This is a genomic window from Chitinophaga flava, from assembly GCF_003308995.1.
GTDB classification, from domain to species: domain Bacteria; phylum Bacteroidota; class Bacteroidia; order Chitinophagales; family Chitinophagaceae; genus Chitinophaga; species Chitinophaga flava.
In genome coordinates this window covers 2,158,423-2,172,262 of sequence record NZ_QFFJ01000001.1, presented here as the reverse complement: position 1 = coordinate 2,172,262, position 13,840 = coordinate 2,158,423, and the positions used below count along the sequence as shown (strand labels likewise).

The 13,840-nt window shown below is 47.3% G+C and carries 13 protein-coding genes; 8 read left to right on the top strand and 5 right to left on the bottom strand.

What is annotated here, in order from left to right:
* Window positions 1-16 precede the first annotated feature (16 nt).
* On the bottom strand, window positions 17-703 hold the full coding sequence (gene mqnB, locus DF182_RS08655; protein WP_161964097.1) for a futalosine hydrolase: 687 nt from the start codon (window positions 701-703) through the stop codon (window positions 17-19).
* 115 nt (window positions 704-818) lie between these two features.
* Between mqnB and DF182_RS08650 the strand changes: the two genes are divergently transcribed.
* The 3 genes from DF182_RS08650 (at window position 819) to fabD (ending at window position 2,965) form a co-directional block, all read left to right on the top strand.
* Window positions 819-1,232, top strand: a complete 414-nt coding sequence (locus DF182_RS08650; RefSeq protein ID WP_113615238.1) for a 6-pyruvoyl trahydropterin synthase family protein — start codon at window positions 819-821, stop codon at window positions 1,230-1,232.
* Window positions 1,233-1,313: 81 nt separating this feature from the next.
* Window positions 1,314-1,901 carry a GTP cyclohydrolase I FolE gene (gene folE, locus DF182_RS08645; RefSeq protein WP_113615237.1) on the top strand — a complete coding sequence of 196 codons (588 nt, stop codon included), beginning with the start codon at window positions 1,314-1,316 and terminating at the stop codon, window positions 1,899-1,901.
* A gap of 173 nt (window positions 1,902-2,074) precedes the next feature.
* Window positions 2,075-2,965, top strand: a complete 891-nt coding sequence (gene fabD, locus DF182_RS08640) for an ACP S-malonyltransferase (protein ID WP_113615236.1) — start codon at window positions 2,075-2,077, stop codon at window positions 2,963-2,965.
* Between the two features lie 81 nt (window positions 2,966-3,046).
* Here fabD and DF182_RS08635 read toward each other — a convergent pair whose 3' ends face one another.
* The 3 genes from DF182_RS08635 to DF182_RS08625 form a co-directional block, all read right to left on the bottom strand.
* Window positions 3,047-3,898 carry a GNAT family N-acetyltransferase gene (locus DF182_RS08635; RefSeq protein ID WP_113615235.1) on the bottom strand — a complete coding sequence of 284 codons (852 nt, stop codon included), beginning with the start codon at window positions 3,896-3,898 and terminating at the stop codon, window positions 3,047-3,049.
* Between the two features lie 73 nt (window positions 3,899-3,971).
* Entirely contained in the window at window positions 3,972-4,439 is a 468-nt protein-coding gene (locus DF182_RS08630) for a GNAT family N-acetyltransferase (RefSeq protein WP_113615234.1), read from the bottom strand.
* Window positions 4,440-4,450: 11 nt separating this feature from the next.
* Window positions 4,451-5,584: a serine hydrolase domain-containing protein gene (locus tag DF182_RS08625; RefSeq protein WP_113615233.1), complete on the bottom strand. Its 1,134-nt coding sequence runs from the start codon at window positions 5,582-5,584 to the stop codon at window positions 4,451-4,453.
* A gap of 102 nt (window positions 5,585-5,686) precedes the next feature.
* Between DF182_RS08625 and DF182_RS08620 the strand changes: the two genes are divergently transcribed.
* From DF182_RS08620 to DF182_RS08600, 5 genes are all read left to right on the top strand, one after another.
* Complete coding sequence (locus tag DF182_RS08620; protein WP_113615232.1) at window positions 5,687-6,178, top strand: DinB family protein; 492 nt, start codon at window positions 5,687-5,689, stop codon at window positions 6,176-6,178.
* Window positions 6,179-6,227: 49 nt separating this feature from the next.
* Window positions 6,228-6,923, top strand: a complete 696-nt coding sequence (locus DF182_RS08615) for an NUDIX hydrolase (RefSeq protein WP_113615231.1) — start codon at window positions 6,228-6,230, stop codon at window positions 6,921-6,923.
* Window positions 6,924-7,004: 81 nt separating this feature from the next.
* The gene (locus tag DF182_RS08610) at window positions 7,005-8,936 is read left to right on the top strand and encodes a sensor histidine kinase (protein ID WP_113615230.1); all 1,932 of its coding nucleotides are present in this window, start codon (window positions 7,005-7,007) and stop codon (window positions 8,934-8,936) included.
* Between the two features lie 16 nt (window positions 8,937-8,952).
* The gene (locus DF182_RS08605) at window positions 8,953-10,869 is read left to right on the top strand and encodes a sensor histidine kinase (RefSeq protein ID WP_113615229.1); all 1,917 of its coding nucleotides are present in this window, start codon (window positions 8,953-8,955) and stop codon (window positions 10,867-10,869) included.
* Between the two features lie 6 nt (window positions 10,870-10,875).
* The gene (locus DF182_RS08600) at window positions 10,876-12,753 is read left to right on the top strand and encodes a sensor histidine kinase (RefSeq protein WP_147243384.1); all 1,878 of its coding nucleotides are present in this window, start codon (window positions 10,876-10,878) and stop codon (window positions 12,751-12,753) included.
* 3 nt (window positions 12,754-12,756) lie between these two features.
* Here the strand turns inward: DF182_RS08600 and DF182_RS08595 are convergent, their stop codons facing one another.
* Window positions 12,757-13,767: a beta-ketoacyl-ACP synthase III gene (locus DF182_RS08595; RefSeq protein WP_113615227.1), complete on the bottom strand. Its 1,011-nt coding sequence runs from the start codon at window positions 13,765-13,767 to the stop codon at window positions 12,757-12,759.
* Window positions 13,768-13,840 lie beyond the last annotated feature (73 nt).

Below are 13,840 nucleotides of genomic sequence, written 5' to 3'. Positions count from 1 at the left end.
TTGAAAATTTTATTTATTACGATAAGCTGGCCAGTGACTTAACAATTGAAATGAGTTCTTCATTCAATGTTTTCACAGACAGCGGAATATTCCATTTGCTCTTATCGCGTATTTCCACATAGTTGGAGAGACTACGTATCTGCAGGAAAGGTATTTTTTCGCTGAGGCACGCATAGTGGAAGGCGGCACCTTCCATGCTTTCTATGTCGGGCATATACTTGCTTTCGAGCCGGGTGATAGTTTGGGTGCTGCCGCTGACCATGTTAACACTGGCGCTGGTGGCCTTGGGTAACTGGGGAACGTAGGGCAGGCCAGCGAAAGTGTTGACCAGGGCGGTGCCGGTAAAAGGAGGCTGGGAGGGTTGCCACAGTTGGATATCAAATAAATCCTTAAACTGTTCATTATCTTCTGCGCCCAGGTCGGCCAGGTATTCGCGGTCTACCATTACCAGGGAGCCCAGTTCCCAATCGCGGCGGAAACTGCCGGCAATACCTGCCTGTACTGCGAAATCAGGGCGGTGGCTGGCCAGGTGGCGGCCCAGGTGATAGGCGAAGGGCATCATACCGATACCGGCTACGAGAATTTGTATGTCGCAGTTGGCAAGGCGGTACTGATGGGCTGACACTGTGTGGCTTTCACGGTCCAGAAAGTGCAGAAATGGCTGGACTTCCAGCGTGGTTGCAGCGGTAACCAATAATTTCATGCGGTAAAAGTACATCAAAAATGATGTTGTACAGTGTAAAACAATTGACAGGAATAAGGATAAACTTGGGACTACTCACAGAATAGTGGTATTTTTGCGAAAATTTTTTGCAATAATGATTTATTTAACGAGAGTAGAGAACTTTAATGCTGCGCATAAGTTGTCTAACCCGGGATGGAGCAAAGAAAAGAACGAGGAAGTATTCGGAAAATGTGCCAACGACAACTGGCATGGTCATAACTATGAACTGCATGTAACCGTAAAAGGTAATCCTGATCCTGAAACCGGATTTGTTTTTAATGCGAAAACACTGGGCGTGATCATCCGGGATTCGGTTATTGAGAAAGTGGACCACCGCAATCTTAATCTGGATGTGGATTTTATGACAGGGAAGTTTACTTCTGCAGAGAATCTGGCTATTGCCATCTGGGAGCAGCTGGCGCCGCATCTTCCGGCTGAAGTGCAGTTACACTGCATCAAGCTGTATGAAACCCCCCGTATATACGTAGAATACTACGGCGGTAAATAAAGACCCCACGCCTATCGGTATGAGTTGTGCAGCATGAAAGGTGCGGGCATCAGCATTAGGAATTGATTAAATCATATAAGAATGGCGTATACTAAGGTTGAAAGTTACGACGAAAAGATCACGTCCGGTCTTGTAAAGAACTATAAAGAATGCCTCGAACTGCTTGGAGAAGATTCTGAGAGAGAGGGGCTGCTGAAAACCCCGGAAAGAATGGCTAAAGCCATGCAATTCCTTACACAAGGCTATCAGCAGGACGCCAGGGTAATCCTGAATGGTGCCAAATTCACTGAAGCCTATAGTGAAATGGTGATCGTAAAAGATATAGAATTGTATTCCATGTGTGAGCATCATATGTTGCCTTTCTTCGGAAAAGCACATGTGGCTTACATTCCCAATGGCTATATCACCGGCCTGAGCAAGCTGGCCCGCGTAGTGGATGTTTATGCCCGCAGGCTCCAGGTACAGGAAAGAATGACCCACCAGATCCTGGACGCTATCCAGGAAACCCTTGAGCCACAAGGTGTAGCGGTGGTGATAGAAGCCCAGCACCTTTGCATGATGATGCGCGGTGTGTCCAAACAGAACTCTTTGACGACTACCTCCGCTTTCAGCGGCCAGTTTATGGATGGTACTACCAGAGCTGAGTTCATGAAACTTATTGGAAGATAAGCCCTTTCAAAGGCCCTTGCAAAAATGGTTTAACCGTTTGTGGTTAAACCATTTTTGTTTTAATGCTATTTTAGCGCAGTTTTGCAGAGACTTTTAAAAGTCATTGTTAAAATCTAATTGATTGTATATTTGAATTATTTCTATTTGATATTATAAATACAATATAAGCAACCATGAAGCATGCATATGTATTTCCCGGACAGGCGTCACAGTTTCCGGGTATGGGCAAAAACCTGTATGACACCAATGCAAAAGCAAAAGAATTATTTGAACAAGCTAATGAGATACTGGGTTTCCGTATCTCCGATATCATGTTCACCGGCACAGAAGAAGATCTGAAACAAACCAAAGTTACCCAGCCGGCGGTATTCCTGCATGCTGTTATCGCTTTCCTCTCCACCGAACATTCCCAGCCTGAAATGGTAGCGGGCCACTCTCTGGGTGAATTTTCCGCACTCGTTGCCAACGGTGTTTTATCTTTTGAAGAAGCGCTGCGCCTGGTAGCTATCAGGGCCAACGCTATGCAGAAAGCCTGCGAGCAGCAGCCTTCCACTATGGCCGTGATCCTTGGTATGGAAGATGCCAAAGTAGAAGAGATCTGCGCCAAAGTAGCTGCTGAAACCAATGAAGTAGTAGTACCAGCCAACTACAACAGTCCTGGCCAGCTGGTGATCTCCGGCACCCTCAAAGCAGTGGAAACTGCCTGCGCAGAACTGAAAGCTGCCGGTGCTAAAAGAGCGATGGTACTGCCGGTAGGTGGTGCATTCCACTCTCCGCTGATGGAATCTGCCAGGGAAGAACTGAAAGCTGCTATCGAAAAAGCCGTTTTCAATACACCTGCCTGCCCTGTATACCAGAACGTAGTAGCTGCTGCTGTAACAGATCCCGCACAGATCAAACAAAACCTCATCGACCAGCTGACCGGCCCGGTAAAATGGAGCCAGTCCGTATTAGCTATGGTAGCCGATGGCGCTGGTGAATTCACTGAAGTAGGCCCTGGTAAAGTGTTACAGGGACTGGTGCAGAAAATCGCAAAAGAAGTAACTGTAAACGGTATCAGCTAAACACTGTTACCATCTGCATAAAAACAAAGAGCGCAGGGCTTATCGACAGCCTTGCGCTCTTTGTCTTTGAATGTCGTATGATTAAAGCTCAACAGCCATTTCATATTGTGATAGAAAATACTGCAGTCCTGCTTGTTCGAGGAAAGCGCCTATCTCCTGATTTTTTTCATCGATATTGATGATACTCATAGGCCCGTCCAGCTCCTGTGCTACATACTGCAGTAAGGCATTGGCAATACCTTTGCGCCGGAAGGCCGGATGTACTGCTATGTTGCGGATACGTCTGCTCTCTTTGTTGACACTGATATAACCCACTACTTCTCCGTTGAATACGGCTTCCCAGGTGCTTGTAGCTGGCCGTTCCCGTTGTATACTGCTAACCATATTGGACCAACTGGGCTCCATATCCATAAAGGTGCTTAATAGGGTCCACTCCGGTGTGTTGTTCTCCCGGATGTTGATGCCCGGTGCTGTTTTGTGAACGTTTACAACACCTTTGTAACAACGAAAAACACGTACCTTATGAAAGCCGCTGTTAGTATAAGCCTTGATAGCTGGTAAGTTGGAACTGATTACTTCCAGCAGTATTTTCCGGATACCCTGTTGTTTGTAGTACGGAATAAACTGTTCATACATTTTCTGAATCAGATGTTGGCCGCGGAAAGCGGGGATTACGCCGGTGCCGCCGTTGTACAATACGGTAGGGTGTTCATTGTTATCTACGCCATGCAGGATAAAGGCCCCCAGCTCATTACCATTGAAGGCACCGATAGACCATGCCCGTTGTATGTTTTCGGCTTTCATCTTTTGTTCCAGGATGGAAGGAGTGAGGTGCATCGGCACGATATAGTCGCTGAACGCTTCGTTGAAGGTACTGCTCAGGGTTTCTGTAGACGCTGTGCGTAAGTCGCGGAAATCGTGAAGAAAAATCATAGTAAAAATTGTATGTCATCAATATTAGTGAGGATTGATGACATACAATGCAGGAATGTTATAAACGGAAAGATTATGATAATTCAATGCTGACATTGATCCATTCAGGATCAAATTTGGTAGCGTATTTTTTGTAGAAATTGATCGCCGGTGTATTCCATTCCAGTACCTGAAAAAGAATGCCGCTGAACTTTTTTTCCTTTGCTTCCACGATGAGTTGATCGAACAGTATTTTACCCACTCCTTTGCCACGCCATTTTTCGGTGACCAGAAGATCTTCGAGGTACATGCGGCAACCTTTCCAGGTAGAATAACGAACATAATACAGGGCAAAACCCACGATAAGTTCTTTACCATCTTCCTGTGTGGTAGCTACAAATGCTTTCCATACGGGGTTAGATCCAAAGCCTGCTTCTTCAAAATGTGCCAGGCTGACTGTTACTTCCTGGGGTGCTTTTTCATATTCGGCCAGTTCATGGATCAGTTCCAGCAAACGGCGACAATCTTCTTTTCGTGCAACCCTTAACGTTATATCTTCCATAGTATCAAAAATTATGCAAGTGAATCGGCCAGTTGTTTCAGTAACTCCGGCCACCAGTCAATATCTCCCCATTTTTTGCCAAAGCGTACAATCACAGCCTGTTTGCGGGGAGAGATATAAATCAGCTGGCCTTTTACGCCTAATGCAAAATAGTCAAAATTATGAGGATCCGTTTGGTATCCCCACCATAAGTATTTGTAATATCCATGCGGACTTCCGGCCCATTTGCACAACGGAGGCACCATACGGGAAAGGTATCGGGTGTTGTCTGCAGTATGGATGGGGGCACTGGTGGATTCATGTAACCAGGATGCAGGAATGATCGTTTGACCATTGATTTGACCGTTTTGCAGACAGAGTTGTCCGAAGCGGGCGAAGTCGATGGCGAGGGCATTGAACCCGCTTTCCATCTTGGCAAACCCGGAATGGCGGCTATCCATACTCCAGGAGGCATCGGCTTCGGCGCCGATATGCTGCCATATCTTTTCGCTGAAATAGGCTGGTACGGGCTGTCCGGTGGCCTTTTCCAGTATCATGCCCAGCAGCAGCAGGTTGTAGTTGTTGTAATGATAAGTGCTTCCGGGTGTTTCTATGAGTCTGGCCCGGAGTGCTTGCTCACGTAGCCGCAGGCCATAATATACCCTGGCATCATCGGTCCAGGGAAACACGCCCTCTTTATATTCCAATCCGGAACACATCTGCAGCAAATGCGAAATGGTGATCTGGTCATATCCTGTTTTGTTGAAATCTGTAAGATAACGGGCTACGGGATCTTCTACAGCATGGATGGCGCCTTCCGCAATAGCAATGCCGGTGAGTACGGAAGTCATGGATTTGGCTGCAGAAAAGGAGGTATTGATGGAGTTCCGCTGGTAGCCGTTGAAATACTGTTCGTATAATATTTCCCCGTGCTGTAGCACGATACAGGCGGTAGAACCGGTGGAGGCGAGCAGTTCGCTGAGCTGCCCTTCCCGGGGCTGGCCCCTGAACTTCCAGGAAACGGGGCGCTGTGGCATTTTTTCCGGGGCCTGTGCCAAAGGCAGGACAGTACCTCCTTTAGAGATGGAAGCGTTGGTGAAACGCTTGTAATCGTCGATCTTCGGGATGTTCCAGAACAGGCAGCGGCTGAGGTAAGTGAGTTCCATGATATTTCAGGTTAGGGAATGCAAAGATCGCAAGGCAAAATGACAAACAATATTGTAATTTGTTGAATATTCATCAAGACCTGTTAATTAACCTTTTTGTACATGAAAGAAATCCTGGTGCGGTTTGCATCTTATAATCACTGGGCTAATCAACAGCTGGTGGCTGTTATGCTGAATCTGGATGCAGAAAAGACAGAACGGGAGCTGGGAGGTAGTTTCCCTTCGCTGCACAAAACAGTATGTCATTTATGGTTTGGGGAAAGTATCTGGTATCAGCGTTTACAGCTGACGGAGCAGCCGGTAGATCCGACGGTAGCTTTTACCGGCACTTTTGAAGAGGCTTGTCAGTCCTGGCTGCAGCAGTCGCAACTGCTGGAGGAATGGGTGAAACAGGCTACCGAAGTGAAGTTGAACCATACCTTTGCTTTCGCAGCAGGTAAAGGGGAACAGGTGAAGTTGCCGGTACAGGAAGCGGTAATGCATGTGTGTAACCACAGTACCTTTCACCGCGGACAGCTGGTAAATATGCTTCGCCAGCTGGAGGTGACCAAAATTCCATCTACCGATTACCGCCGCTTTAAACCAAAAAAATAAGCGGTTTTATATTATTTTTACCCGATATACGCTGGAAAAATTCCGTTTTATGAATGCTGCTTCTTTTTATGCGCAAGCCCCAAAACACCTGGTGGCGGTAGATTGTATCATCTTTGGTTTCGACGAAGGCAAGCTGAAGTTATTGGTGATGAAGCGAAAAGTCGCTCCTATGGCGGGTGAATGGTCGCTGGTAGGTGGTTTTGTGCAGTCGGAGGAAAGTACCGACGAAGCGGCGGCCCGGGTACTCAAACATACTACCGGCCTGGAAAATATCTATATGGACCAGTTGCACTGTTATGGTGAGGTATCCCGGGATACCGGTGCAAGGGTAATATCAGTAGCCTATTATGCCCTGATACGTATCAAGGAACACGACCTGCCGCTGGCTCAGGAACACGGTGCACACTGGCTGGAGCTGCATGAAATCCCTGCATTGATCTTTGATCATAACCGTATGATCAACGATGCACTGGTGCAGCTGCGTAACAACGCGCATTTCCATCCCATCGGCTTTGAACTGCTGCCGGAAAAATTCACCTTATCCCAACTGAGAAGCCTGTATGAAGAAATATATCAGAAAACCCTTGATAAACGTAACTTCCGCAAGAAAATACTATCACTCGATGTGATGGAGAAACTGGAAGAAAAGGATAAAACCTCCTCCAAAAAGGGCGCACATCTGTACCGCTTTGATCCTGCAAGATATGAAGCGCTGATGCGGAAAGGGCTGGTGTTCGAGCTTTAGCAGGGGCCGGAGGAAAATGAACAAAATGAACAGGCACTGACAGTACGCTGTTGCCGTATTTATTTTTACTTTTCCGGTTGAATGATGACCATCCTGAAGCGATATATGCTGTTGCATATGCACTGGCTGCTATTTGTTTTCCCATTGATGTTGCAGGGGCAGCATAAGGAAATTGACAGATTAAAAGCCTTGTTGCCACATGTGAAAGACAGCGTAGCATATGTGAATGCCTTAAACAGGCTGGCTGTCCTGTATCAGGCCTGTCAGCTTGATAGTTGCGGGCATTATGCATCAAGGGCAAGAGAGGTGGCCACCCGTATCAATTATCCTTCCGGCAAAGCCAGGGCACTGCGTAACCTGGGCAACTACTACGCTTTCCGTCCCCATCATTATCTCTCTTATCTTTTTTATAATGATGCGCTGGAGGAAAGTCGCCATGCTGGCGATTCTATCAGTGTTTCCCAGGTGTTGATGAGCATCGGCATCTATCATCAATATACCGGCAAACATACTTCCGCCAACGATTATATCCATCAGTCATTACAGCTTACCCGGCAGCTGAAGCAGGATTCGCTCCACGCCCTTGGATTGGCCAGTTATTATACGGTCAACTATGCTGACCCTGTCCTGCAGTCAGCCGCTACTGCGGCCCTCAAAGAGGCTACAGCCCTGGCCAGACGGTTTCATGATACCCGGGAACTGCTGTATATAAACCTGCTGCTGGTCAATGAGGATTTTGCCGCCGGCAGGTTTGAAATAGCCGATCATCTGCTCAGACAGGTGATCGATACGGCCTTGAAGGAAGGTTATACTTACTTTGCCATGTACGGCTCCCTGCAACTGGCAGCTTACAAAAGCTGGTTGCACCAGGCCGATTCCATCAAATACCAGCAGGATGCTGTCAGCTACGGCGTGGCCGGAGGATATGCGGGATTGTTGCTGCCGCAGGTAACACAGCTGTACCAGTACTTCCAGCAAAAAAAAGATACCCTTCAGGCGGCCAGATACAGCCGCATTGCGCTGAATATCATGCAGCAACGGCAGGATGATATGCAGCAGGGAGAAATGGATTATATCGCTTACTCCCTTCAGGACCAGATGCTGGATTCTCTCAAAATGCAGTCAGCCCTCCAGCAGACGGCCTTACAGAAAACGAGGCTGGCACAACACTACTGGCAATACCTGTTTATATTTATCGTGGTCATTATCCTGTTACTACTGGTGCTTACCTACTACCTTATCCGTTCCTATCGCTCTTCACGGCTGCGCTCCCAGCGTCTGGCAAGGATACGGACTGAAATAAGCGCTGCTAATGAAGTACTGAAGACCAATGATGATTTCAAAAACAAACTGATTTCCCTGATCGCTCATGACTTCAGGACACCGCTATATAATATCATCGATATTACCGGGTTTGTGAATGAAGATATACTGACGCCGGAAGATGCCGCCGGTATGGTGATGGAAGTGGAACATACTGCTACGGCCACCCTGAAAGTATTTGAAGAGATATTGAGCTGGATGCGGACACAGTTGTCCGGATTTGTTTACCGGCCACGGTCTTTTGGGCTGACAGATATGCTGGGCGCTTCCGTACAGAGCATTCAGCATCTGGTACGTGAAAAAAACATACGGCTGCTAATACATATCCCTGAAGGCATGACCATACAGGGCGATTTTGAAATGCTGCAGTTTATCCATCGGAATTTTCTGCATAATGCCATCAAGTTTTCACCTGAAAATGGTGCTATCACTATTACGGCTATACGTAGAAGTGATTTTGTAGAAGTGACTTTCCGGGATGAAGGACCTGGTATAGACCCTGTAATACTTCCGGGATTGTTTACCTACAGTAGTGATGGGTATACGAAAAAGCGTTATGGCAAAGGGGCGGGACTGGCGCTGATCATTTGCCGGGATTTTATTGATAAGATGAGCGGGGAGGCTGGGGCCGCCAACAACGAAGAAGGAGGCAGCACGTTTTTTTACCGGGTGCCGGAAATTAATTTATAAAAGGATACAGGTAGTAATGATAAAAGCGTTTATACATAAACGTTATACAACTGTTATACTGGTTTGCTGGTTGTGGATGCTGCCAGCCCTCAGGGGCCATGGTCAGGCTGCCATATTACCGGGCCTGAAGCAGGACCTGGCGCAACAGCGCGATAGTGCCGGGTATGTGGCCGTATTGGGAAAAATCGGTGCACTCTATGCCAGTATACACCTGGATAGCTCCTTCTATTATGCCCGGCAGATGCTGGAAATAGCAACACGACTGCATGATGTAAGCGGCATGGCCGATGCCAACAACATGCTGGGATGGTATTATACGGCTAAAACGGATTATAATGTAGGCATCACCTATGCATACAAAGCACTGCTGCAGAATGAACAGCTCGGCGACTCTGCACAGATGATAAGATCATTGAATATTATCTACGGGTGTTATAAGAACTCCGGGCATCCGGTGGAAGCCAACAATTATTTTTACAGGGCTTTCCATATGGCCAACAGGCTACCGCCGGAAAAAGATTCTATAGCGGCCACTATGCTGGTAAATTATGCCTGGCGCTTTTTCAATGACAGCACGCGTACTGATTCTGTGAGACTGGTATTACGAAAGGCGGCGAAAATACTAAAAAAATATCCCGACAGCAGAGCTACTTTTTATGTAGCGGCTTTTGAGGCCGATCTGCTGGTCAGAGAGGGCAGAGGCAGAGAGGCAGAACACCGTATCTACGAACTCGCTAATCTGGCACAACAAAAGGGTATGCCTTACGTGGCGATGGACATGTATGGCCGTTTATATGATTTTCAGCAACTGGGCTATTTTACAGATTCTACCAACTATCAGGACCAGGCGTATCGGGTGGCCGCACAATCCGGCAGTATGGAACTTAACCTGTACTGGCTGGGCAGACTATACGACTATTACCGTAGCCGGCAACAGCCCGAAAAAGTAGTGTATTATGGCAATGAAATCATGCGGTTGGCCACCCTGGACCGTTACAGGATTAACGCTCGGGTATCCCGGCAGGAAGCCAATTACATCGATTTTTTTCTGAAAGAGAAAGCGTTACAGTCTCTCTCCCTTGCCAACAGGATACAGCAGCAGCAGCTGGAAAAGGAGCTTGCGGAGAAAAAAAACAGGACACTGGTAGCAGTAGGATTACTCATCATTATTCTGTTGCTCATCACCCTGTTTACCGGCCGGTATCTGCATTACCGGCGCTGGAAGCAGCAAGAAAACGCACTGGCCCTGAGTTATGTGCAACTGGCCAGGACCCACGCCGCCCTTACGGAAAACGATCTTTTCAAGAATAAACTGATCAGTATGCTGGCCAGCGATTTCCGGACACCGCTGCATCATATCATTGCAGTAGCCACGCAGTTAAAAACAGGTACGCTTACACAGCCGGAGGTAATAAGCCTGTTGAAACAGATCGGTAACGCATCCCGCAAAACCCTGGGCGCATTTAATAATATCCTGAAATGGCTCCGGATGCAGCTGTCGGGCTTTACTTACACGCCGGTCACCTGTAAACTGCTGCCACTGATAGTAGATGCGGTGGAATCTCTGCAGGAAGAAATGAACGACAAACAACTCACGCTGGTGAACCGTATTGCGCCTGCGCTGACGGTTATGGCAGATGAAGAAATATTGCGGCTGGTGAATATCCAGCTGTTTCAGGTAGCTGTTGCCACTGCCAAAGCAGGTAGTGTGCTGGTAGTATCAGCACATGGGGAAGACGGGAAGATAACAGTCCGTATTATGGCTGATGGTGGGCCGGCTACCAGGAAGTTATTGGAAGAACTCAAGGATAAGGAACATAATATTTTTGCTTTAGGGATTATTATCAGCCGGGATTTTATGCATAAGATGAAAGGCGGACTTATTGTACAGGAAGAAGCTGAAGGTTTTTTGATGTTGGAGTATACGATTTAGTCGTACATGCGTAAACGTTATATTGCCACTATTTGCTGTCTATTATCACTGAAGATGGTTGCTCAGTCTCCGCAATTGCCGGAGTTGCAGCACGACCTTGCCCGGCAGCGCGACAGTGCGGGCTACATATCTGTATTGGGAAAAATCGCCACCTTGTATATTGTTATCGACTTGGACAGCTGTTTCTATTATGCACTGAAAGTGCGGGATATGGCTATCCGGCAACATAACGCCAGGGGATTGGCAGATGCTGATGATATACTTAGTTCTTACTACGCGCTTAAAACCGATTTTGATGTAGCCAGCGTGTATGCCTACCGGGCGTTGAAAGTACATGAGCAGCTGGGCGACTCTGCACGTATGGCCAAAACAATGGGCAACATCTATCTCTACTATTATAATATGGGAAGGGCCGCAGATGCCAATACCTATTTCTATAAGGCCTTTCATCTGGCTGGTAGGTTACCACGCGGGCAGGACTCTGTATATGGTTTTTTGCTCATCAATTATGTCATGCGTTTTTATAAAGACAGTACCCATGCCGATTCGGTGCATTGGGCCTTGAAAACAGCCCGCAAGGTAGTATCCCGCTATCCGCGTTCCAAGATAATTTTTTATGTGGATGCCTATGAGCTGAACGATCTGATATTGAAGGGAGAGGGCCGGAAAGCAGAAGCAGCCATCTATCAGCTGGCTGATAAGGCGATGCGCAGCGGAATGCCTTATGTGGCCATGGATATGTACGGCCGGTTGGATGATTTTCCGCGGATGGGTTATCATGCAGATACAGCAAAGTATCAGGAAAAAGCATATCAGTTAGGAGTGCAAACTGGTAGCATTGCCATTAATCTGTATTGGCTGGCACGGCTATACGATTTTTACAGCAGGAAAAACGATGCTGCCAGGGTGGCGCAATACAGTCAGGAAATCATGCGCCTGGCCGGAGAGCCACGTTATCAACCTAATGCAGGATCTTATGATTATATAGCTTTTTTCAGGAAAGAGAAAACTTTGCAGTCGCTGGTCCGGCAAAACCGGATACAACAGCTGATACTGGATAAAGAGGAGGCAGAATCCATCAATCGTAAGTTGTTGATCATAGGGATGCTGATTGTATTTATACTGTTGATGGTGCTGATGTGGGAACGTTACTGGCATTATCAGCGGCTGAAACAGCAGGATGAAGCGCTTTTACAGGGATATAGGGAGATGGAGCACATTCACCTGACATTGAAGGAAAATGAAGCGTTTAAAAACAAGTTGATCAGCCTGCTGGCGAGGGATTTTAAAGGGCCGCTTGTACATCTTACAGAGGTGGCGGCGCGGTTCCGGTCGGGGACCTTGTCGAAGGCCGAAATGACTGCATGGCTAAAGCAGATCAGTACTACTTCTGTAGGGATTCTGGATCTTTTTGATAATATTCTGAAATGGCTGCGGTTGCAGCTGCAGGGCTATACTTACCAGCCTGTCTCCGGTACGCTGCTGTCCCTGGTGAAGAGTGCGACAGGGCCGCTGGAGGCGGAAATAGCGCAGAAGCAACTGAAGATAGCTTATTATATACCGGAGGGTATGCAGGTGCTTGCGGATGAGGAGTTACTAAAACTGGTAAACATACAGTTATTACAGATAGCCGTTACCGTGGCAATGGTGGGCAGCACACTGATGATTGCTGCCGGGGAAAATCCGGAGCAGGTGGAGGTGAGGATATTGGCGGAAACGGGTAAGGATGCCCGTTTTGTACTGGCAGGCCTGGAGAACTGGCAGGACAATGGGCTGGCGCTGGGGCTGGTGATTAGCAGGGATCTGATGAAGATGATGCATGGGCATATAATAACAGAAGGCCAGGGGCAAACGCGCCTGGCCTTCGGGTATATCTTGCCTTAAAGGTTATTTACCAAATTTGTCACCGTCGTACGCCCATTTAATGTAGCTGGCGCCCCAGGTGAAACCTCCGCCAAATGCGGCCATGATAAGGTTATCTCCTTTTTTCAGTTGTTTTTCGTAGTCCCACAGGCACAATGGAATAGTACCGGCGGTAGTGTTGCCATAGCGCTGTATGTTCATCATGATCTTCTCTTCAGGTAAGTTGATGTACTGAGCGGTGGCAGCAATGATACGTTTGTTAGCCTGGTGAGGAACGAGCCATGCAATGTTGTCTGCAGTCAGATTGTTGCGTTCCAGTACGTTGTTGGCTGCTTCAGACATGTTGGACACTGCATATTTAAACACCATTTTACCTTCCTGGTATACATAGTGTTCGCGGTTCTGCACTGTTTCGATGGAAGCAGGTTTTACGGAGCCACCGGCTTTCATGTGCAGGTATTCACGGCCATGACCATCACTTTTCAGGATGCTGTCAATAACGCCGTAACCTTCGGTATTGGGCTCGAGCAGTACACCACCGGCGCCATCACCGAAGATGATGCAGGTAGTCCTGTCGGTATAGTCAATGATAGAGCTCATTTTGTCTGCACCAATCACCATCACTTTCTGATAACGGCCACTTTCAATAAACCGGGCGCCAGTGTCCAGAGCATACAGGAAACCAGAGCAGGCAGCACTGATGTCGAAACCGAATGCGTTTTTAGCACCGATTTTATCTGTTACAACATTGGCAGTGGCGGGGAATGTCATGTCGGGAGTTACAGTGGCTACGATGAGCAGGTCTATTTCTTCAGGAGAAATACCTCTTTTTTTGCAAATCTCGAGCGCTACAGGTACGCATAAATCGGAGGTGCCTTTCCCTTCTCCTTTAAGAATCCTTCTTTCAGAGATGCCAGTCCGGGTCAATATCCATTCGTCTGTTGTGTCAACCAGTTTTTCAAGTTCCTGATTGGTCAGCACATAGTCAGGAACATATCCACCCACCGCTGTAATAGCGGCCGTTATTTTATTCATATAAACTAAATATGTGTTTAAATCGAGGCGTAAAAATACGATATAAACGAATATTTCCTAAAAAAGTCGCATA

Bases quoted from the DNA above. Each gene is read 5' to 3' on its own strand.
- mqnB (WP_161964097.1), bottom strand. From the start codon at position 703: ATGAAATTATTGGTTACCGCTGCAACCACGCTGGAAGTCCAGCCATTT.
- DF182_RS08650 (WP_113615238.1), top strand. From the start codon at position 819: ATGATTTATTTAACGAGAGTAGAGAACTTTAATGCTGCGCATAAGTTG.
- folE (WP_113615237.1), top strand. From the start codon at position 1,314: ATGGCGTATACTAAGGTTGAAAGTTACGACGAAAAGATCACGTCCGGT.
- fabD (WP_113615236.1), top strand. From the start codon at position 2,075: ATGAAGCATGCATATGTATTTCCCGGACAGGCGTCACAGTTTCCGGGT.
- DF182_RS08635 (WP_113615235.1), bottom strand. From the start codon at position 3,898: ATGATTTTTCTTCACGATTTCCGCGACTTACGCACAGCGTCTACAGAA.
- DF182_RS08630 (WP_113615234.1), bottom strand. From the start codon at position 4,439: ATGGAAGATATAACGTTAAGGGTTGCACGAAAAGAAGATTGTCGCCGT.
- DF182_RS08625 (WP_113615233.1), bottom strand. From the start codon at position 5,584: ATGGAACTCACTTACCTCAGCCGCTGCCTGTTCTGGAACATCCCGAAG.
- DF182_RS08620 (WP_113615232.1), top strand. From the start codon at position 5,687: ATGAAAGAAATCCTGGTGCGGTTTGCATCTTATAATCACTGGGCTAAT.
- DF182_RS08615 (WP_113615231.1), top strand. From the start codon at position 6,228: ATGAATGCTGCTTCTTTTTATGCGCAAGCCCCAAAACACCTGGTGGCG.
- DF182_RS08610 (WP_113615230.1), top strand. From the start codon at position 7,005: ATGATGACCATCCTGAAGCGATATATGCTGTTGCATATGCACTGGCTG.
- DF182_RS08605 (WP_113615229.1), top strand. From the start codon at position 8,953: ATGATAAAAGCGTTTATACATAAACGTTATACAACTGTTATACTGGTT.
- DF182_RS08600 (WP_147243384.1), top strand. From the start codon at position 10,876: ATGCGTAAACGTTATATTGCCACTATTTGCTGTCTATTATCACTGAAG.
- DF182_RS08595 (WP_113615227.1), bottom strand. From the start codon at position 13,767: ATGAATAAAATAACGGCCGCTATTACAGCGGTGGGTGGATATGTTCCT.